Source organism: Phytohabitans flavus, from assembly GCF_011764545.1.
Lineage (GTDB): Bacteria > Actinomycetota > Actinomycetes > Mycobacteriales > Micromonosporaceae > Phytohabitans > Phytohabitans flavus.
This window is the reverse complement of record NZ_AP022870.1, coordinates 6,889,304-6,908,451: the sequence shown is the minus strand read 5'-3', so window position 1 is coordinate 6,908,451 and position 19,148 is coordinate 6,889,304. Positions and strand designations below refer to the sequence as shown.

General features: G+C 71.6%; 15 protein-coding genes and 4 pseudogenes. 11 read left to right on the top strand and 8 right to left on the bottom strand.

Features of this window, described 5'->3' with window-relative positions:
- Positions 1-2: 2 nt before the first annotated feature.
- Positions 3-955: pseudogene (gene deoC / locus Pflav_RS30225) on the bottom strand (deoxyribose-phosphate aldolase).
- Positions 956-989: 34 nt separating this feature from the next.
- On the opposite strand from deoC, the gene upp reads away from it, so the two are divergent.
- The gene (gene upp / locus Pflav_RS30220) at positions 990-1,622 is read left to right on the top strand and encodes a uracil phosphoribosyltransferase (protein ID WP_173040085.1); all 633 of its coding nucleotides are present in this window, start codon (positions 990-992) and stop codon (positions 1,620-1,622) included.
- 61 nt (positions 1,623-1,683) lie between these two features.
- Entirely contained in the window at positions 1,684-2,376 is a 693-nt protein-coding gene (locus tag Pflav_RS30215; RefSeq protein ID WP_173040083.1) for a GOLPH3/VPS74 family protein, read from the top strand.
- A 47-nt stretch (positions 2,377-2,423) separates the two neighbouring features.
- On the opposite strand, the gene Pflav_RS30210 is transcribed toward Pflav_RS30215, so the two are convergent.
- The 3 genes from Pflav_RS30210 to Pflav_RS30200 all read right to left on the bottom strand — a co-directional run bounded on the left by Pflav_RS30210 (position 2,424) and on the right by Pflav_RS30200 (position 6,839).
- Positions 2,424-4,040 (bottom strand): phospho-sugar mutase, encoded by a 1,617-nt coding sequence (locus Pflav_RS30210; RefSeq protein ID WP_173040081.1) that lies wholly within the window; start codon positions 4,038-4,040, stop codon positions 2,424-2,426.
- 64 nt (positions 4,041-4,104) lie between these two features.
- Positions 4,105-6,015, bottom strand: coding sequence for a serine/threonine-protein kinase (locus Pflav_RS30205; protein WP_173040079.1), 1,911 nt, complete (start codon positions 6,013-6,015; stop codon positions 4,105-4,107).
- A 680-nt stretch (positions 6,016-6,695) separates the two neighbouring features.
- Positions 6,696-6,839: a hypothetical protein gene (locus Pflav_RS30200; RefSeq protein ID WP_173040077.1), complete on the bottom strand. Its 144-nt coding sequence runs from the start codon at positions 6,837-6,839 to the stop codon at positions 6,696-6,698.
- 57 nt (positions 6,840-6,896) lie between these two features.
- On the opposite strand from Pflav_RS30200, the gene Pflav_RS30195 reads away from it, so the two are divergent.
- Complete coding sequence (locus Pflav_RS30195; RefSeq protein WP_173040075.1) at positions 6,897-8,162, top strand: amidohydrolase; 1,266 nt, start codon at positions 6,897-6,899, stop codon at positions 8,160-8,162.
- 49 nt (positions 8,163-8,211) lie between these two features.
- Here the strand turns inward: Pflav_RS30195 and Pflav_RS30190 are convergent.
- A pseudogene (locus Pflav_RS30190) lies at positions 8,212-9,170 on the bottom strand (DUF4349 domain-containing protein).
- Between the two features lie 116 nt (positions 9,171-9,286).
- On the opposite strand from Pflav_RS30190, the gene Pflav_RS30185 reads away from it, so the two are divergent.
- Genes Pflav_RS30185 through Pflav_RS30175 form a run of 3 tightly spaced genes read left to right on the top strand, consistent with a single transcriptional unit; the run spans position 9,287 to position 11,534 of the window.
- Positions 9,287-9,916, top strand: coding sequence for an MBL fold metallo-hydrolase (locus Pflav_RS30185; RefSeq protein WP_173040073.1), 630 nt, complete (start codon positions 9,287-9,289; stop codon positions 9,914-9,916).
- The gene (locus Pflav_RS30180; RefSeq protein WP_173040071.1) at positions 9,916-10,770 is read left to right on the top strand and encodes a hypothetical protein; all 855 of its coding nucleotides are present in this window, start codon (positions 9,916-9,918) and stop codon (positions 10,768-10,770) included. The genes Pflav_RS30185 and Pflav_RS30180 overlap by 1 nt, the downstream gene beginning before the upstream one ends.
- Positions 10,767-11,534 carry an SCO6745 family protein gene (locus tag Pflav_RS30175; protein WP_173040069.1) on the top strand — a complete coding sequence of 256 codons (768 nt, stop codon included), beginning with the start codon at positions 10,767-10,769 and terminating at the stop codon, positions 11,532-11,534. Before Pflav_RS30180 ends, Pflav_RS30175 begins: the two co-directional genes overlap by 4 nt.
- 4 nt (positions 11,535-11,538) lie before the next feature.
- On the opposite strand, the pseudogene Pflav_RS30170 reads toward Pflav_RS30175, so the two are convergent.
- Positions 11,539-11,993, bottom strand: a pseudogene (locus Pflav_RS30170) (gamma-glutamylcyclotransferase family protein).
- 72 nt (positions 11,994-12,065) lie between these two features.
- On the opposite strand from Pflav_RS30170, the pseudogene Pflav_RS30165 reads away from it, so the two are divergent.
- Positions 12,066-13,468 (top strand): annotated as a pseudogene (locus Pflav_RS30165) (NAD(P)H-quinone dehydrogenase).
- On the opposite strand, the gene Pflav_RS48120 reads toward Pflav_RS30165, so the two are convergent.
- Together Pflav_RS48120 and Pflav_RS48115 are read right to left on the bottom strand one after the other, a co-directional pair.
- Complete coding sequence (locus Pflav_RS48120; RefSeq protein ID WP_332107801.1) at positions 13,465-13,791, bottom strand: SNARE-associated domain-containing protein; 327 nt, start codon at positions 13,789-13,791, stop codon at positions 13,465-13,467. The pseudogene Pflav_RS30165 and the gene Pflav_RS48120 overlap by 4 nt on opposite strands.
- On the bottom strand, positions 13,788-14,114 hold the full coding sequence (locus Pflav_RS48115; protein WP_332107800.1) for a DedA family protein: 327 nt from the start codon (positions 14,112-14,114) through the stop codon (positions 13,788-13,790). The genes Pflav_RS48120 and Pflav_RS48115 overlap by 4 nt, the downstream gene beginning before the upstream one ends.
- A gap of 284 nt (positions 14,115-14,398) precedes the next feature.
- On the opposite strand from Pflav_RS48115, the gene Pflav_RS30155 reads away from it, so the two are divergent.
- The 4 genes from Pflav_RS30155 to thrS all read left to right on the top strand — a co-directional run bounded on the left by Pflav_RS30155 (position 14,399) and on the right by thrS (position 19,147).
- Positions 14,399-15,985: a circularly permuted type 2 ATP-grasp protein gene (locus Pflav_RS30155; protein WP_173040067.1), complete on the top strand. Its 1,587-nt coding sequence runs from the start codon at positions 14,399-14,401 to the stop codon at positions 15,983-15,985.
- On the top strand, positions 15,979-16,917 hold the full coding sequence (locus Pflav_RS30150) for an alpha-E domain-containing protein (protein WP_173040065.1): 939 nt from the start codon (positions 15,979-15,981) through the stop codon (positions 16,915-16,917). The genes Pflav_RS30155 and Pflav_RS30150 overlap by 7 nt, the downstream gene beginning before the upstream one ends.
- Positions 16,917-17,780, top strand: a complete 864-nt coding sequence (locus Pflav_RS30145) for a transglutaminase family protein (protein ID WP_173040063.1) — start codon at positions 16,917-16,919, stop codon at positions 17,778-17,780. The genes Pflav_RS30150 and Pflav_RS30145 overlap by 1 nt, the downstream gene beginning before the upstream one ends.
- Before the next feature lie 158 nt (positions 17,781-17,938).
- The gene (thrS, locus tag Pflav_RS30140; protein ID WP_173040061.1) at positions 17,939-19,147 is read left to right on the top strand and encodes a threonine--tRNA ligase; all 1,209 of its coding nucleotides are present in this window, start codon (positions 17,939-17,941) and stop codon (positions 19,145-19,147) included.
- Position 19,148: the final 1 nt, after the last annotated feature.

The window sequence follows — 19,148 nt, the reverse complement described above, 5'->3', positions numbered from 1 at the left end:
CGTCAGTCCACTGTGAAATAGTCCGGACCGGAGTAGCGCCCGGTCGTCATCTTGGTGCGCTGCATGAGCAGGTCGTTGAGGAGCGTGGAGGCGCCGAAGCGGAACCAGGCCGGGTCGAGCCAGTCCTCGCCAGCGGTCTCGTTGACCACCACCAGGTATTTGATCGCGTCTTTCGTCGTGCGGATGCCGCCCGCCGGCTTGACTCCCACCTGGCGCCCCGAGGCGGCCCGGAAGTCGCGGACGGCCTCGAGCATCACCAGCGTCACGGGCAGCGTCGCGGCGACCGGCACCTTGCCCGTCGAGGTCTTGATGAAGTCGCCGCCAGCGAGCATCGCCAGCCAGGAGGCGCGGCGCACGTTGTCGTACGTGGCCAGCTCGCCGGTCTCCAGGATGACCTTGAGGTGCGCGTCGCCGCAGGCGTCCTTGACGGCGACGATCTCGTCGTACACCTGCTGGTAGCGCCCGGCCAGGAAGGCGCCGCGGTTGATCACCATGTCGATCTCGTCGGCCCCGGCCGCGACGGCGGCCCTCGTGTCGGCGAGCTTGACCTCGAGCGGCGCCTGCCCGGACGGGAACGCCGTGGCGACGCTCGCGAGATGCACGCCGGAGCCGCGAAGGGCCTCGGAAGCGACCGGCACCATCGACGGGTACACGCACAGGGCGGCGACGGCGGGCAGGACGGGTCGGCCGGGTCGGGGCGGCGGGCCTTGGCGGAGAGAGCGCGCACCTTGCCGGGCGTGTCCGCGCCCTCCAAGGTGGTCAGGTCGACCATGCGGATCGCGAGGTCGATGGCCCACGCCTTGGCGGTCGTCTTGATCGAGCGGGTGGCGAGCATGGCGGCGCGCTGCTCGGCGCCGACCTGGTCCACTCCGGGCAATCCATGCAGAAAGGCGCGCAATGTCGCCTCAGAGCGCCCTATGTCGGCCAGCGCCGCCGACGTCGCTGTCGCCGTCATACCGCGAGTCTAGACAGGCGGTAGGTTGACCGCCGTGGACGTACTCGTCGTTGATCACCCCCTGGCCCAATCGCGCCTGACCGCCATGCGCGATGCCCGCACCGACTCGGCGGCGTTCCGCGCCGCGCTCCACGAGCTCACCACCATGCTCGTGTACGAGGCCGCCCGCCTCCTCACCGTCGAGCACTACCCGATCCAGACGCCGGTCGAGCCGACCCAGGGCACCCGCCTGGCCGACCCGCCGCTGCTGGTACCGGTGCTCCGGGCCGGGCTCGGCATGGCCGACGCCGCGCTCGCGCTGCTACCCGAGTCGTCGATGGGGTTCGTGGGGCTGGCCCGTGACGAGCACACCTTCGAGCCCCGGCCGTACATGGAGTCGCTCCCGGTCGACCTCGCCGGGCAGCCGGTGTTCGTGCTCGACCCGATGCTCGCCACCGGCGGCTCGCTGGAGCACTGCTGCCGCCTGCTGGCCGACCGCGGCTGCACCGACATCACCGTGCTCTGCGTGCTCGCCGCGCCGGCCGGCGTCGAGCGGCTGGAGCGCTCCGGGCTGCCGCTGCGCCTGGTTACCGCCTCGATCGACGAGGGCCTCAACGACAAGGCATTCATCGTGCCCGGCCTGGGCGACGCCGGCGATCGCCAGTTCGGTGGTATGCCGCGCTTCTGATCATGGAAAGCGCCGGGAGGGTGAGTGCGCCGGTGGCGTGGAGGGGATACCGTTCGGGCTCATGAGCTCCGTTGCCCTGGCCGAGGAACTGCTGCTACTCGCGTACGACAACGAGTCCGGCAAAGCTATCGGCTCCCGGATCGGTCTCGACCTGGGCATGGCCGCGGCCATACTGGTTGAGCTGGCGCTCGCCGGCCGGATCGCGTATTCCGACGGCACGATCATCGTCACCGACGCCAAGCCCACCGGTGAGCCGATCGCCGACGACGTGCTGGTCCGGATCGCCGCCGACACGCCGCACACGCCCGCGTCCTGGGTGCAGCGGCTGCGCCACGGGCTGCGCGCCCGGGTGCTGGCCGACCTGTGCACCCGCGGGGTGATCTGCGACGTCGACGAGACCGCCATGGACGGCTACGTCCACCTGCACCGCTACCCGACCATTGACGCGTCGGTGGAGAGGGAGGTGCGGGAGCGGCTCAGCAAGGCGCTGACCGGCGAGGAGGTGCCCGCCGAGCGCACGGCGGCGCTGGCCACGCTCGTGTCGGCGGTGCGCATGGAGCCGACGCTGGGGCTGTCCGGCGCGGAGGTCCAGGAGGCGCACAAGCAGCTGGAGAAGATCGCCGGCGGCGCTGGCTTCTCCGGCAGCGTGGGCCTGGAGGAATCCACGATCCGGCCGTCGGTCGCCCTGGTCATCGCCGCGCTGGCGAGAGCCATCCACCAGGCGCTCGGCGCGCCCCGCCCGGCCGCTAGCTGACCGGCGCGATGCCGCGCCGGCATCGCGGGTGAGCGGGCGGCGACCCCTCACCAGATGCCGAGCGCGGCCGCCGTCTCCGTGCGCAGGGCCCGCACCGACGCGGTGGCACGCTCACGGGCACCGGCCACGTCGTCGTCCACGACCGGCTCGACCACTTCCAGGTACGCCTTGAGCTTCGGTTCGGTTCCCGACGGGCGGACCACTACACGGGCGGTCTCGGTACGCAGGATCACCACGTCGGCGTCCGGCAGCAGGTCCTCGACCGAGGTGACCGGCTCGTCCAGGAGCGCGTCGGGCGTCTTCTGCCGCAGGTGGGCCATGATGCCCTGGATCTCGTGCGGGGCGTCGACCCGTACCGAGAGCTGGTCGGTGGCGTAGACGCCGAACTCCTCGGCCAGGTCGTCGAGCCGGTCGGCGAGCGTGCGCAGCTCCGCCTTCAGCCCGGCGGCGAGCTCGGCCACGGTCAGGGCGGCGGTGATGCCGTCCTTGTCCCGTACGTGCTCGGGCGCCACGCAGTAGCCGAGCGCCTCCTCGTAGCCGAAGACAAGCCCGTCGCCGGCCCGCACGATCCACTTGAAGCCGGTGAGCGTCTGCGCGTACGGCACATCACGGGCCGCGCACATCGCCCTGAGCAGGGAGGACGACACGATCGTCGTGGCGTACAGCCCACGCTTGCCCTGCCGCATGAGGTGATCGGCGATCAGCACGCCAACCTCGTCGCCGCGGAGCATCCGCCAGCCGCGCACCCCGTCGGGGATGGCGACCGCGCACCGGTCCGCGTCCGGGTCGTTGGCGATCGCGATGTCCGCGCCGTTGGCCGTGGCCAGTGCGATGGCCCGGTCGATCGCGCCCGGCTCCTCGGGGTTGGGAAACGCCACGGTCGGGAAGGCCGGGTCCGGCTCGGCCTGCTCCGGCACCACCGCCGGTCGGGCGAACCCGGCGCGCGCGAACGCCTCCGCGAGCACCGCCGCGCCGACCCCGTGCAGCGGCGTGTACGCCACCGCGAGGTCGCGCGGGGTGTCCGGGTCGAGTACCGCCACCGCACCGTCAACGTACGCCGTCACGAGATCATCGCCGAGCACCTCGCCGGGCGGGCCGAGCGGCACGTCCGCGATCCGTCCGACCGCCTGGATCGCCGTCTCGATCTCCCGGTCGACCGGCGGCACGATCTGGGCGCCGTCTTCCAGGTAGACCTTGTAGCCGTTGTCCTGGGGCGGGTTGTGGCTGGCGGTCACCATCACGCCGGCGGCCGCGCCCAGCTCGCGGATCGCGAAGGCCAGCACGGGCGTCGGCAGCGGGCGGGGGAGCACCAGCGCGTCGCGGCCCGCCCCGGTGGCGACCCGCGCGGTCTGCTCGGCGAACGCCTTCGAGCCGTACCGCGCGTCGTACCCGATGACGAGCGGACCCTGCGCCCCGCGGGCGGCGAGCCAGCCGACGAGCCCGGCCGCGGCCCGGGTGACGACGGCGAGGTTCATGCCGTTGGGGCCCGCGCGCAGCGGACCCCGCAGCCCAGCGGTACCGAACTCCAGCGTGCCCGCGAAGCGGTCGGCCAGGTCGGCCGAGCTGGCCGGCAGTCGGTCCAGCACAGCGCGCAGCTCGTCGCGGCTCGCGGGGTCAGGGTCGTCTTCGAGCCAAGCGAGTGCGCGCTCGCGCAAGTCCTCCATGCCGCTTTGATAGCACGTGTCCGTTACGGCGCGCGAGCGAGGGCCCGCGGAGCCCCCAGGCACGTCAGGCGGTGAGCTGGAACGTCCGCACCATCTCGTCGAAGATCTGCTTGCTCTCGGCGAACTTGGTCTCCGGCGTCGTGAGGTAGAACGAATACGCCTTGCCGCCCTCGACGACCGCGCGCCACACCCCGTGCCGCATCTCTCCGCCGGCGCCGCAGGTGTACTCCAGCTCCGCGGCCGGCTTGCCGTCGACCTCCACCTCGGCCAACCCGAGCTCCGCGTACGGCCGGGCGCAGTTGTTCGAGACGTTGTCGCGGAGGCGGTTGCCCGCGCTCTGGAGGAACCGCACGGGCTCGGCCTTGGAGGTCTCGATCAGGATGCGCACGCGGCGCCCCTTGTCGGCCGGGTCGGTGTAGTCGATGAAGAGCGTGCCGTTGGTCTTCTTCCAGCCCTTCGGCACGTCGACGGCGACGCCGCGCTCGGCGTGCTGCTGTGTCTCGAACGTCGGCGCCGCCGGCTCCGAGGACACATTGCCGGCCTGGGCCGGGATGTTGCCCCCGTCGTCACCACCACCGCCGCCGCTGAGCAGCACGATGCTGCCGAGCAGCACCACTGCGGCGACGCCCGCCGCGGCGGCGATCTGGACGTTGCGCGGCCAGCCCTTGACTGTGGTGACCAGCTGCTGTCCGGCGCGCTTGGCGGACTCCACCAGGGCCGCGCCCCGGCTGGCCGGCTTGGCGCCGCTCGGACCCCAGCCGGCCTGCTCCCACGCGGGCTGGGCGCCGGTCGGTGCGTCGTACCGCGCCGACGACTGGACCACCGCGTGTGGCGGGATCGGCGCGGTCGGCGAGGCGCCCGTGGGCTCGTCGTATCGTGCTGCGCCGGCTGGTGCCGGCGACTGCTGGGCGGGGGCCCCGCCCTTCTGGAGCTCGCGCAGCCGGTCGGTGAGCGACTCGCCGGGCTGAAGCATGGCCCGCCCGCCGATCTGCCCGCTCGGCTGCGCCGGCGCTGGTGCGGGCGTCGGCGGCTGCCAGCCGGAGCGCTGGGTGGGCACCACCGCGTACGGGTCGGTCATCATGTGCGCCGGCGCCTTGCTGGCCAGCGGGCCGGCGAGCAGCTCGCGGAGCATGTTGCGGGCGAGCATCACGTCGTAGCGCTGGGACGGGTCCTTCTCCAGCAGGCCCATGAGCACCTGGGTGAGCGCGCCGGCCCGGGTCGCCGGGGCGGGCGGGTCCTCGACCACCGCGTGCATGGTCTCGATCGGGTCACCCTTGTCGAACGGGGGCCGTCCCTCCACCGCCGTGTAAAGCGTCACACCGAGCGAGAAGAGGTCGCTGGGCGGACCGAAGTCCTGGCCCATGGCCCGCTCGGGCGAGATGAAGTGCGGCGAGCCGAGCACCATGCCGGGCGTGGTGAGCTGGACGTCGGTAGGCATCCGGGCGACGCCGAAGTCGGTGAGTACGCAGCGGCCGTCAGTACAGATCAGCACATTGGCCGGCTTGACATCGCGGTGCAGCACGCCGATCGCGTGTGCCACCTCGAGCGCGCCGAGTAGCGCGATACCGATCTTGGCGACCGCGCGGGGGGCGACCGGGCCGTCTTCGATGATCATGTCGGCGAGGCTGCGGGCGTCGAGCAGCTCCATCACGATCCACGGCCGTCCAGCCTCGTGGACGACGTCATAGACCTGCACCACCGCCGGGTGCTGGAGCGCGGCGGCCGCGCGGGCCTCGCGCAGCGTCCGCTCGTACATCGAGTCGCGGTCACTGGGTGCCATCCCCGGGGGAAGGAGGACCTCCTTGACGGCGACGTCCCGCCGCAGCAGGGTGTCGGCGGCACGCCAGACCGTGCCCATGCCGCCATGCCCCACCGCCGCACGCAGCGCGTATCGACCGCCAATGGTGGTGCCTGGTGCCGCGCGTCCGTTGGTGGGGCTGACTTGTCCGCCACTCCACGTCGGAATCTGAGTCACTGGTTATGCCACCGAGGGGGATCGAGGGGCCGAAAAACCAACCCCCCTATCTTGCGGGGTAGTTCGCCCGGAGAAAAGCTGCGGGGGCCGGGTTCACTGGGTGTGGTCGGTCGACGGCCTAGCGTACAAGTTGTGTGGTGTGCCTCGCGCTATACCGGGTCGGTTGGGGACCTACCGCCCGGTACTGAGCGAGCCGGGTTTTCCGATCAAAAACCTATACGACGAGAATGATCTTCCGGATCAACTCTCGTCGACATTGGGTGCGGCGAGTAAGTATCCGTGCACCCGGTGTGCCTGCGGGACGATCACGCGTCCCGCCCATGAGCCATGCGACAGTATGCCGTTTTCGGCGCCGCCGCGTCCCCGAATGCCGGGTATCACAAGCTGCTTGGCGCCGGCGCGACGCGGCCTCTCTCTGAGGCGATCGCACCGCCCACCCGTGACGTGCGTCCACTGTGGACTCTGCTGTTCGCTGGATCGATCTTGATCTCTTTGGTCAGATCGACGAACGATCTACGAATGCGAACCGTCCTCATGGGTACCCGTTACGACGGACGGGATGTGCGCGCGTCGGCCGTACGGCGTGCCAGTGTTGCCCATCCGCGAAAACGCCCGCCCAGGCAGGCGAATTTGAGTAGATTAGCTGGTTTGTCGATTGGCCGACGTGACCGACGAGACCGTCACGCGTTGTAGGAGGTGTGGGACACTTGGCAGCGTTCCAAAGTGACGCCAACCGGGTTCCACAGCTTGCCGAACGCGTTTACCAGGGCTTTCGTAACGCTCCGCGAGCCCACCGCTACCAGAACGATGTTGCGCAGCGTCACCGTTCTGGGTCTAGGCTGTCCGAGTCCTATCCCATTCACAGTGATCGAGAATCCGACGTGACGAGTGCGTTGACGCTACCCACAAGTGGTAGCCCGCTGGCATCGTCGTGGCCCGAGACACCACCCGGGGCCGACCCGTTGCCAGGCCAGCTAGACCGATGGCTCGCCTCCCGGGGCGCCGAGCTGGTAGCCGTACGCCGTCACATTCACGCCCATCCGGAGCTGTCCAATCAGGAGTTCGAGACGGCCGCGCTGGTGGCCCGCGAGCTTGCTGTGGCTGGGCTCTCGCCGCGCTTCCTGCCCAAGGGCAACGGCGTGATCTGTGACATCGGCGAGGGTGACCGGGTGCTCGCGCTCCGCGCCGATCTCGACGCGCTTCCGATGATGGACACAAAGGACGTCCCGTACCGATCCACTGTGGATAACGTGGCGCACGCGTGTGGTCACGACGTGCACACCACGATCCTGCTGGGCGTCGGCCTCGCGCTGGCCCAGCTCGCGGAGCGCGGCGAGCTGCCCGGCCGGGTGCGGCTGCTGTTCCAGCCGGCCGAGGAGCAGATCCCGTCCGGCGCGCCCGAGGTGATCGCCGCTGGCGGCCTCAAGGACGTCGGGGGTATCTACGCCCTGCACTGCGCCCCGCAGCTCCCCACCGGGCTCGTGGGCGTGCGTTCCGGGCCGTTCACGGCGGCGGCCGACACTGTCGAGGTCCGGCTGAGTGGGCGTGGCGGGCACACCGCCCGGCCGCACCTGACCGCCGACCTGGTGCACGCGCTCGGCCGGGTGATCGTCGACGTGCCGTCGCTGCTCGACCGGCGGGTGGATCCGCGCGCCGGCGTCTCGATGGTGTGGGGGAAGGTGCACGCCGGCGAGGCGTACAACGCGATCCCCGCCGAGGGCAGCCTCAAGGGCACCGTGCGGGTGCTCAACCGGGAGGCCTGGCGCGAGGCGCCCGAGCTGATCAAGAAGCTCGTGCAGGACGTCATCTCGGGCACCGGCGCCAACGCGGAAGTGATCTACACTCGTGGTGTCCCGCCTGTGATCAATGATCGAATGGCCTCCGCGATCATCGCGGGTGCCGCCGGCGCCGCGCTCGGCCCGGACCGGGTGGTCGAGGCCGAGATCAGCATGGGTGGCGAAGACTTCGCCTTCTACGTGGAGCAGGTGCCGGGCGCGATGATCCGGCTCGGCACCGGCATCCCGGGCGCCGACGCGCCGCTGGACATCCACCAGTCCGGCTTCGACGTCGACGAGCGCTGCATCGGGTACGGCGTGCGGGTGATGGTCCACACCGCCCTGGCCGCGCTGTCCACCCCGATGCTGTAGCAAGCACCACGTACGAGAGCGCCCCGCCAGTGCGGGGCGCTCTCTCCGTCTACGGGGCGGGTGCGGCCGGCGGTGCCGCGGGTGGGGGCGGTGGTAGCTGCAACGGGCGGGGGCGGCGCAGGCGGCGGGCAATCCACAGCGCGCCGGCTGCCGGCAGGCCCAGCGCGATCAGCCACGGGAGCAGTGCCCCGAGCACCGTCAGCATGACGACCAGCGCCCCCACCAACGCCTTCCACCCGCCCTTGAGCCCGGTGAGGAAGCCGATCCCGCCCTCCTCCTCCGCGACCGGCGTGGGGGCCTGCGGGTCGAGCAGCGTCACGGTGATCGTGGAGAGCGCGGTGAGGTCGTCCATCCGCCGCTTCTTGGCCTCCAGCGAGGCCAGGTCGGCCTCCCGCTTGGCCAGCTCACCCTCCAGCATCACAAGCTCGCTGAGCGTCTTGGCCTGGGCGAGCAGCCGCCGCCCGCTGTCCACACGGGCACGCTGGCTGCTGATCCGGGCGTCGAGGTCGAGGGCCTCCTCGGTGACATCCTCGGTGCTGATGTCCCGCTGCTGCTGCTCGCCGAGCTTGGCGAGCTGGTCCACCACCCCGCTGAACTTCGGCGCCGGTACGCGCAGGACGATCGTGGCCTCGTCGTGCTCGCCGGTGCTCGACCGCTTGTCACCCCGACGAAGCCGCCCGCGGCGGTGGCGATCGACGTGGCGTCCGCGGCGGCGTCGGTCACATCCTCGACCCGTACCGTGATCGAGCCGGTGTAGATGATGGCCCGCTCGTCCAGGCGGTACTTCACCGGCGCACCCGCGTTCGGCGCACCCGCGTCGGCGTCCTGCTTCTCGACCGCGGGAGGGGCGGCCTCACCCAGACCAGGCGCCGGGGCCACCGCCGCGTCGTCCCGCGCCTGCGAGGTACCGCTGGCCGAGTCCTCCGACCCACCGCTGCCGCAGCCGGCCGCGACGAACGCCACGACACCGGCTGCCAGCGCGGATCTCCACCATTTCCTGTGCGACATCTATCTGCCCCTGACGGATCGCTGTCATTCGTGTTTCTTGGGACGAGCGGCGGCGGTCGAGCGGTTCCGGCAGACTGCGTTCCGGGCAGTCACATTTGGAGGACGAGGAGGTCACGATGCGGTTGACGAAGTACGGCCACTCCTGCGTACGCATAGAGCGCGACGGTGCGGTCCTGGTCATCGACCCGGGTGAGTTCAGCGGGCGGGAGCCGCTCGACGGGGCGGACGCCGTGCTCGTCACGCACCAGCACCCCGACCACGTCGACGTGGACGCGGTGGCCGAGGCGTGCGAGAAGAACCCGTCGCTGCGGGTGTACGCACACCCCGGTACCGCGTCCACCCTGGACCGGCTGGGCTCGGCGGTGACCACAGTGGAGTCGGGCGACACGTTCGAGGCGGCCGGCTTCGAGGTGAGCGCGTGGGGCGGTATGCACGCCGTCAACCACCCGGACATCCCTCGGGTGCCCAACCTCGGCTACCTCGTCGAGGGTGAGGTCTACCACCCGGGCGACTCGTTCGACCCGCCGTCCGGCGTCGAGGTGGGCACGCTTTTCGTACCGGTCTCCGCGCCCTGGCTCAAGCTGGCCGAGGCGATCGAGTTCGCGCGTGCGGTGCGCCCCCGCCGGGCGTACGCGCTGCACGACGGCATCCTCAACGACCGCGGCCTGGGGCTCGTCAACACCCACATGTCCCGCCTCTCCGGCACGGACTACGCCTGGCTGCGGCCCGGGACTACGATCAACTGATGCGCGGCGAGGTCGGCGAGCGGCTGTACAGCGCGCCGCCGGAGGGCTTCATCGCCGCCCGTGACGAGGCGGTGGCGGAGGCCAAGGCATCCGGCGACGTCGACGCCGCGCGCGAGATCGCCAAGCTGCGCAAGCCGACCGTGGCCGCCTGGCTCGTCAACCTGCTCGCGATTCGGCGCCCTGACCTGATGGGTGAGCTTGTCGAGCTGTCCCGGGCGCTGCGGGCGGCCCAGCGCGACCTTCAGGGCCCGCAGCTGCGCGAGCTGTCGGCGCAGCGGCGGCAGGCGGTCGCGGGCCTGGTCGACGAGGCCCGCAAGCTCGGGCTCGCCGCCGACCCCTCGCTCACCCGGGCCAAGCTGCCGCTGAGCGAGGTGGAAAACACGCTCACCGCCGCGCTGTCCGATGAGGACGTCGCCGCCCAGGTCCGCTCCGGGCGCCTGGTGCGCGCGGCGGCGTACGCGGGGTTCGGCGAGGTGCCCCGGCCACAGTTGCGGCTGGTGACGGCCGAGGAGGCGGTCCCGGAGCGCCCCGCGCCGCGGGCCGAGGACCGGCGCGGTCCACTGAAGAGGGAGCTGACCGCCGCGCGTACCGCGCAGAAGCAGGCGGAGACCGACCTGGAGAAGGCCGCGACGGCCGAGCGGCGCGGCGCCGACGCACTGGCCCGGGTCGAGGCGGAGCTTGCCGAGGTGGAGCGCCGGCGGGCGGCGGCCGAGGAGGAGCTGAGCCGGCGAAAGGTGGCCCGCAAGGCCGCCGAGCGCGCCGTGGCGACGGCCCGGCGGCATACCGGTGAGGTGGAGGGCGCCCTGGAAGCTCTCGACCGGGACCGCACCGGGAAGGCACAATCTGGCGGGTGACCCCCGAACAGGCCGCGGCCGCGGCGAAGGCGGCTGTGCTGGAGTTGGGCGGGGCATTCAGCGAAGATCCGCGCACGCTGCGCCGGGCCCGCGTGATGGGCCTGTCCGGATGGGCGTTCTACGTGGCGGGACGCGGTGGCGCGCTGGGTGACGTGCGCACCGACACCGTGGCTGCCGCGCTCGGCTTCATCGCGCCCGACGCTGTGGTCGACGGGTGGGAGGCCGCCCGCCGGGTCGTACCGCCCATGGAGGTGGCCACCAAGCGGCTGGCCGAGTGCTGCCGGTGGGGCATCGAGCACCTGGAGGGCTTCCCGCGGGTGTTGCGCCTTGTCGAGCTGGTGCAGCGGATCGTGGTCTCCGCCGACCCGGCCGGCATGCCGCTTTTCGCGGCGTGGCGCGCGATGCCCGTGCCCGAGGAGGCACCCGGGGCCCGCGCGGCCGTCCTTCTCCACCTGCTCCGGGAGTACCGGGGCGGCGGTCACCTGCTGGCGGTACGCGCGAGCGGGCTCACTCCACTTGAGGCGATCATCGCGGGGCCGGACGGCGAGGCCGGCGCGGTGGCGTTCGGCTGGCAGCCGCCGTACCCGCCGATCGGTCCGCTCGTGCGCCGTCGCATGTGGGCGGAGGCAGTCACCGACCGGATTACGGCGGACGCGTTCTCCGTGCTGGAGTCGGCCGAGCGCGTCGAGCTGGTGGGCCTGCTGGACAGCGCCCTCGACCTGGTCCGCGCCGAGCCGGCCGCCTCCGGCAGCACCACGACCTGACGGGTTAAGGCGACGCGGTCCGTGTGGGCCGGGCGCGCAGCTGGGCCACGTAGTCGTCGGGCGCCGCTGCCTTCTCCGCCGCGTTCGCGATCTCGGAGAGGTACCAGGCCGTGGGCATGCCGCCCTCGTACCCGTCGAAGACGTAGACCCAGGCGGTCAGCTCACCGTCCAACGTGACCACTCGGACGGTCAGCTTCCGGTACGTCCCCGCCACGACGCCTTCGACCTCGTCGAGCTGCGAGGCGTCCCACGGATGTACGTCGTAGAGCGCGACGAAGACTCGGTCACCCGGAGACTCGACGATCGTGGTGACGGCGCCCTCCCAACCCAGCACCCCTCGCCGGCGAAGGTGAGGCGCCAGCCTTCCAGCCAGCCGGTGCCCACCATGGGCGAATGCGGACAGTAGGCACGCATCCGAGCGGGATCGAGGTTTGAGCCGTACGCGGCGTAATGACGCACGGCGATGACGATAGCCCGGCGGACCGGTGGGGGAGAATACGACAGAGCGTGTCGGATCCTTCTGGGGGGAAAATGAGTCGCATCGTGATCATCGGTGGCGGTCCGGCGGGGTACGAGGCAGCACTCGTCGCCGCCCAACTCGACGCCGAAGTCACCGTGGTCGAGGCGGACGGGGCAGGCGGGGCCTGTGTGCTCTCCGACTGCGTCCCATCGAAGACCTTTATTGCCAGCTCAGACGTTGTGACGGGCTACCGCGACACCGAGGAGTTCGGGGTCCACTCGGACGGTCTGGAGGCGGTCACCGTCGACGCCGATGCCGTCCACACTAGGGTCAAGCGCCTCGCTTTGGCCCAGTCCGGTGACATCCACGCAAAGCTGATCAAGGCGGGTGTGACGTTCGTTCACGGTCGGGCGCGTCTCGGTGACGACACGCTCGGTCACACCCATCAGGTGAGGATCATGCCGGAGGGCCGTGACTCGGAGTATTCGGTCGACGCCTCGACCGTACTTGTCGCGACCGGTGCCACCCCGCGCGTGCTGCCGGACGCTGCTCCGGACGGCGAGCGGATCCTGACCTGGCGCCAGGTGTACGACCTTCCTGAGCTACCCGACCACCTCATCGTGATCGGCTCGGGCGTGACCGGCGCCGAGTTCGCCAGCGCGTACCTGGCGATGGGCGTCAAGGTCACGCTCGTGTCCAGCCGCGACCGGGTCATGCCGCACGAGGACGCCGACGCCGCCGCGGTGATCGAGGAGGTGTTCCGCTCCCGGGGCATGGCCGTGCTCGGCAACTCCCGCGCCTCGGCGGTCCGCCGCGACGGCGACGGCGTGCGGGTCGAGCTCGCCGACGGGCGGGTGGTCACCGGGTCGCACGCGCTGATGGCGGTCGGGTCGGTGCCCAACACCGCCGACCTCGGCCTGGAGGCGTACGGGTGGACGTGGCCAAGGGCGGCTACCTCGGCGTCGACCGCGTCTCCCGTACCAACGTGCCGGGCATCTACGCGGCCGGCGACTGCACCGGTGTGCTGCCGCTGGCCAGCGTGGCCGCCATGCAGGGCCGGATCGCGATGTGGCACGCGCTCGGCGAGGCGGTCCAGCCGCTCCGGCTGCGTACGGTCTCGGCCAACGTCTTCACCGACCCCGAGCTGGCCTCGGTCGGCGTCTCCCAGGGCGAGGTCGACTCCGGCAAGGTGCCGGCCCGCTCGGTGATGCTGCCGCTGTCCGGCAATGCCCGGGCCAAGATGCAGGATCTGCGCGACGGCTTCGTCAAGCTCTTCTGCCGCCCGGCGACCGGCACGGTGGTCGGCGGTGTGGTGGTGGCGCCGAAGGCAAGCGAGCTGATCCTGCCGATCACGATGGCGGTGGAAAACCACCTCACAGTGGACCAGCTGGCACACACCATCACGATCTACCCGTCGCTCTCCGGCTCGATCGCCGAAGCGGGACGGCAGCTCATGCTGCACGGGATCGACTAACTGGCCTCCGTGGCGGTCGCCGAGGGCGATGGCTCGGCGGCCGGCGGGTCCTCGGCGGCGGCCGGCGTGGCGCCGCTGAGGGCGAGGATCCAGCCGGCGGCGGCGAAGATGCCGGCAGCCACCGCGGCGACCGCCACGAGCCGCCAGGCCGACTGGGTCACCGCCGTGCCACCGATGTGGCCGACGAGCCCGCCGTAGGTCGCCCAGAGGAGCGCGGCCGCCCCCTCGTAGGCGACGAAGAGCCGGACCGGGTAGCGCACCCGGCCGGCCCGGAAGCAGGCGGCCATCCGGCCACCGGGGACGAACCGGCACAACAGGATCACGACCGGACCGGGGCGGCGCAGCCCGCGGGTGAAGCGGAGCGCTGCCTTGCGCGCCCGTCCGTGGGCGGCGACCTCGGGCTTCGCCCCGGCCGCCGGGCCGAGCGACCCAGCAGGTAGCAGATCAGGTCGCCGCCGAACACGCCGAGCGCGCCGACGGCGATCGTGACCGGGAGGCTGAGGTCGCCGTAGACGGTGAGTGCGCCCACCGTGATCATGAGGGCCTGGGTGGGCACGACCGGGATGAAAGCGTCGACGGCCAGCAGCGCCATCAGCAACAGGTACGCCGTCACGGGCGAGGCAACGCTCGTGAGCACGTCTATCACGGCCACCCCTCCCCCACGGTCCCCTCGCGTCAGGATAGTTTCCGGGCCGGCCATCCCGGGTCCGATTCGCTCTCAGCGAGATCTCAGCTCGGCCTACCCGATCCTGGCCTCCGGTGGGCGTACCGTTGCTGATGAGCGCAGAGCCCCCGCCGGGTCCCCCGTTCCCGGCGTGCCTCGCTCATCGGTCCGGCGGCAGGTCCCGTGCCGCCGGACCGGCCTCAGGCAGATGGGTCGCCGTAAGATCGTGTTACCCGGGCGCAACGAGATCGGCGTAGCGTCAGGCCATGGCGGACTTGTTCGAGGACTACCGCCTCGGCCCGGGGTGGGACGAGATGTTCGGCGAGCCGAGCATGCCCCGCCCCACGTACGAGGCCTTGCATGCCACCCTTCAGCCACTGTCCAGTGCGGAGCTGGGCATCCGCGCCGAGGTGCTGGCGCGGGCGTTCCTCGACCAGGGCATCACGTTTGCCCTCAAGGGCGTGGAGCGGCCCTTCCCACTCGACATCGTGCCGCGGATCATCGCGGCCGAGGAGTGGCGCACCGTCGAGGTCGGGGTGGCGCAGCGGATCCGGGCGCTGGAGGCGTTTCTCGACGACGTGTATGGCGCCGGTCAGGTGCTCGCGGACGGCGTCGTGCCCCGGCGGATCGTGGTCACCAGTGCCCACTTCCACCGCGAGGCGGCGGGCATCAACCCGCACAACGGGGTCCGCATCCACGTCGCCGGCGTCGACCTGATCCGCGATGAGCAGGGCACTTTCCGCGTGCTGGAAGACAACGTGCGGGTGCCGTCCGGGGTCAGCTACGTGATGGAAAACCGGCGGGCGATGGCGCATGTGCTGCCCGAGGTGTTCGCCGCGACCCGGATCCAGCCCGTCGACTCGTACCCCGGTCAGCTCTTGCGGGCCCTGCGCGCCGCGGCGCCGGTCGGTGTCCACGAGCCGACGGTGGTGGTCCTCACCCCGGGTGTGCACAACTCGGCGTATTTCGAGCACGCGCTGCTCGCCCGTGAGATGGGCGTCGAGCTGGTGGAGGGGCGCGACCTGGTCTGCGTCGGCAACGAGGTGGCCATGCGCACCACGGCCGGCGAGCAGCGGGTCGACGTCATCTACCGGCGGATCGACGACGAGTTCCTCGACCCGGTGCACTTCCGGGCCGACTCGGTGATCGGGTGCGCGGGCCTGCTCAACGCCGCCCGCGCCGGCCGGGTCACGATCGCCAACGCGGTGGGCAACGGGGTGGCCGACGACAAGCTGCTGTACACGTACGTGCCCGACCTGATCCGCTACTACCTCAACGAAGAGCCGATCCTGCCCAATGTGGAGACGTACCGGCTGGACGAGGATCCCGACGTCCTCCAGCACGTGCTCGGCCGCCTTGACGAGCTGGTGCTCAAGCCGGTCGACGGCTCCGGCGGCGCGGGCATCGTGATCGGCTCGCAGGCCACCGACGAGCAGCTGGCCGCGGTGCGCGACCGGATCGAGTTCGACCCGCGCGGGTGGATCGCGCAGCGCGAGGTGGCCCTGTCGATGGTGCCGACGCTGATCGGCAACCGGCTCCGCGCCCGGCACGTCGACCTGCGACCCTTCGCGGTCAACGACGGTGAGAACGTCTGGGTGCTCCCCGGCGGCCTGACTCGCGTGGCGCTGCCCGAGGGAGCCCTGGTGGTCAACTCCAGCCAGGGCGGCGGCTCGAAGGACACCTGGGTGCTGACCGGTACGCCTGGCTCGGTCGAGCCCGAGGTGCCCGAGCAGGAGCCGGTGGTGGTCGTGCCGAGCCCACGCAGCCCGGACCCGGGGCCGGCCGCCGGACCGGTCGCCGTCCAGCAGCAGCAACAGCAGCAGTCCACAAGGGTCGGGGAGGCTCAGTGCTGAGTCGCATCGCCGAGTCGCTCTACTGGATCGGCCGGTACGTCGAGCGCGCCGAGGACACGGCCCGCATCCTCGACGTACACCTGCACCGGATGCTCGCCGACCCGTGGGTGGACGAGCAGACCGCGTGCCGTTCGCTGCTCGGGGTCATGGGAGCGGAGGCGATCGAAGGGCCGGTCTCGGCGGCCCGCGTGGTCGGCCTGCTCGGCCTCGACGAGCACAACCCCAGCTCGGTCGTTGGCGCGCTCGCCGCGGCCCGGGAAAACGCCCGCGGCGCCCGGGAGACCGTCTCCTCGGAGATGTGGGAGACGCTCAACGCGACCTGGCACGGGCTGCCCGACGCCCGGCGGCGGGTGGAGCAGCAGGGCGTGCACGCGTTCTTCCGATGGGTACGCGAGCGCTGCTCGGTCCTCGCCGGCCTGACCGACGCCACGATGAGCCGCGACGAGGGGTGGCTCTTCCTGGTGCTCGGCCGGAGTGTGGAACGGGTCGACATGACCGCGCGGCTGCTCTCCACCCACGTCCGGGCCGGCGGCAGCATCCCGTCCTGGCTGACGCTGCTCCGCTCGTGCGGCGCGTGGGAGACCTACCTGCGCACGTACCGCGGCTCGCTGGACGACCGGCACGCTGCCGAGTTTCTGCTGCTCGACCGCCTGTTTCCGCGCTCGGTCTTCGCCGCGCTCTCCACCGCTGAGTCGTGCCTGGCCGATCTGGAGCCCGACCACGGCCGCGCCGGTGTCGCCACCGATGCCCAGCGGATCGTCGGCCGCTCCCGTACCAATCTTGAGTTTCGCGGCGCCGACGAGTTGATGGCCGACCTCGGCTCGGTGCTGTCCGTGCTGGAGCGCACCTGCTCGCAGGTCAACGACGCGGTGTCGCGCCGCTACTTCCGCCAGACGTCGGCGGTGCTCTGGGTGTCCGAGGCGGTGGCTTGATGTCTGCTTCCAGTTGGCGGCTGCGGGTGCAGCACAAGACCGGCTTCACGTACGCGGGGCCGGTCGGCGCGTCGTACAACGAGGCCCGGATGTCGCCGCGCAACGAGTCCCATCAGGCGGTGCTCGACGCGCGGGTCGAGGTGTGGCCGCCGGCCCGCACCTACCGGTACGAGGACTACTGGGGCACGGTCGTCACCGCGTTCGACGTGCACGCGGCGCACGAGACGCTCCAGGTCACCGCGAGCGCGACGGTGGAGACCCTGCCGGCCGGTGACCTGATCGCCGGCGACGCGGGGGCGACCTGGGCCGAGCTGGCCGTGCCGGAGACCGTCGACAGGTGGCACGAGCTGTTGCTGCCCACTCCGCGTACCGCGCTCGACGAGGAGCTGACCGAGGTGGCCGAGCGGATCCGTGGCGAGCACCCGGCCCCGCACGCCGCCGCGCTGGCCACCTGCACTCTCGTCCGCGAGGAGGTCGAGTACGTGCCGGGAGCCACCGGCGTGCAGACCGGCGCGGTGCAGGCGTGGCGCCAGCGCAAGGGCGTCTGCCAGGACATCAGCCACCTTGTCGTGGGGCTGCTGCGGGCCATGGGCACGCCCGCCCGCTACGTCTCCGGCTACCTGCACCCGTCGCCGGCGGCGGCCATCGGCGAGGCGGTCGTCGGACAGAGCCACGCCTGGGTGGAGTGGTGGGTCGGCCGGTGGACGGCGTTCGACCCCACCAACGGCATCCCGGTCGGCGAGCGGCACGTCGTGGTGGGGCGCGGCCGTGAGTACGGGGACGTACCGCCGCTCAAGGGCGTCTACTCCGGCCCGGAGAACAGCGGGCAGGGCGTAGAAGTCACTGTGACCCGGCTGCGATAGCGGGTAGCGTCGCGGACATGCGAAGCGCAGTAGTCACGACGACGCCGGCAAAGTCCCGGCGTTACCTCGTGATGCGCTAGTCCTGACTGAGGCCCCGGGCGACTCCGCCCCGGGCCTTTCTCGCTCTCCAGGGTGGGCCGCCCACGAAGGAGACGAGAATGATCGACCATCGCAAGCTCGGCCGCGAGCTCGAGCTCTTCCACTCCGACCCGCTCGCCGGGGCGGGCCTGCCGATCTGGCTGCCTGCCGGCGCCGCGGCCCGGCACGCCGTCGAGGAGTACATCCGGGAGGAGGAGCGGCGCGCGGGGTACCAGCACGTGTACTCGCCGCCGGTCGCCAAACGCCAGCTGTACGAGCTCTCCGGGCACCTGCCGCACTTCGCGGACGACATGTTTCCACCCATGCGCCTGTCGGCGGACGACGAGTTCGTGCTGCGGCCGGCGCTGTGCCCGCACCACGCGCTCGTGTACCGGTCGCGCGGCCGCTCCTACCGCGACCTCCCGCTGAGGATCGCCGAGCTGGGCGGCATGTACCGGGCCGAGCGGTCGGGAGTGCTCGGCGGGCTGAGCCGGGTGCGCTCGATCTGGCTCAACGACGGCCACAACTTCTGCCCGCGCGACCGGGCTGGCGAGGAGGTGGCCGCGGTGCTGGAGATGATCCAGCGGGCGCATGCCGTGCTCGGGGTGCGACCCGCCGGCTTCCGCCTCTCGCTGCGCGGCGACGGGGACAAGTACGTGGACAACCCGCCGATGTGGGAGCAGACCGAGGACGTGCTCCGTGGCGTACTCAAGGAGCTTGGCGTGTCCTATGTGGAGGCGGTGGGCGAGGCGTCCTTCTACGGACCGAAAATCGACGTACAGGTGGTCGACGCGGCCGGGCGGGAGATGACCCTGTCGACCGTGCAGCTCGACTTCCACCAGGCGGCCCGGTTTGACCTGTCCTATGTAGACCGAGGTGGCGAGCGGCGGCGGCCGGCCATCGTGCACCGCAGCGTCGTGGGAAGCATGGAGCGGCTGTTCGCGTACCTCATCGAGGTGCACGAGGGCGCGTTCCCGGTCTGGTACGCGCCGGTCCAGTTGGAGATCCTGCCGGTCGGTGACGTACCGGTGGAGCGGTTTTCGCGGGCGGCGATCGTGGCCGGCCTCCGCGCGGAGGTGGCGTGGGAAGGCACCCTGGGCGCCCGGATCCGCGACGCGGCGCGCCGCAAGGTGCCATACGTGGCGGTCATCGGCGCGCGGGAGGCAGCCGCCGGCGCGGTCTCGCTCCGCCTGCGCGACGGCCGCGAGCAGGGCCCGCTCCCGAGGGGAGGCACTGGACCTGATCGCGGCCGCGGCCCGTCCATGAGGTTCGGCGGGGCGCCCCCGTGAC

Coding starts and splice junctions, on each gene's coding strand:
- Pflav_RS30215 (WP_173040083.1), top strand. CDS start 1,684: ATGAGCTCCGTTGCCCTGGCCGAGGAACTGCTGCTACTCGCGTACGAC.
- Pflav_RS30210 (WP_173040081.1), bottom strand. CDS start 4,040: ATGGAGGACTTGCGCGAGCGCGCACTCGCTTGGCTCGAAGACGACCCT.
- Pflav_RS30185 (WP_173040073.1), top strand. CDS start 9,287: ATGCGGTTGACGAAGTACGGCCACTCCTGCGTACGCATAGAGCGCGAC.
- Pflav_RS30180 (WP_173040071.1), top strand. CDS start 9,916: ATGCGCGGCGAGGTCGGCGAGCGGCTGTACAGCGCGCCGCCGGAGGGC.
- Pflav_RS30155 (WP_173040067.1), top strand. CDS start 14,399: ATGGCGGACTTGTTCGAGGACTACCGCCTCGGCCCGGGGTGGGACGAG.
- Pflav_RS30145 (WP_173040063.1), top strand. CDS start 16,917: ATGTCTGCTTCCAGTTGGCGGCTGCGGGTGCAGCACAAGACCGGCTTC.
- thrS (WP_173040061.1), top strand. CDS start 17,939: ATGATCGACCATCGCAAGCTCGGCCGCGAGCTCGAGCTCTTCCACTCC.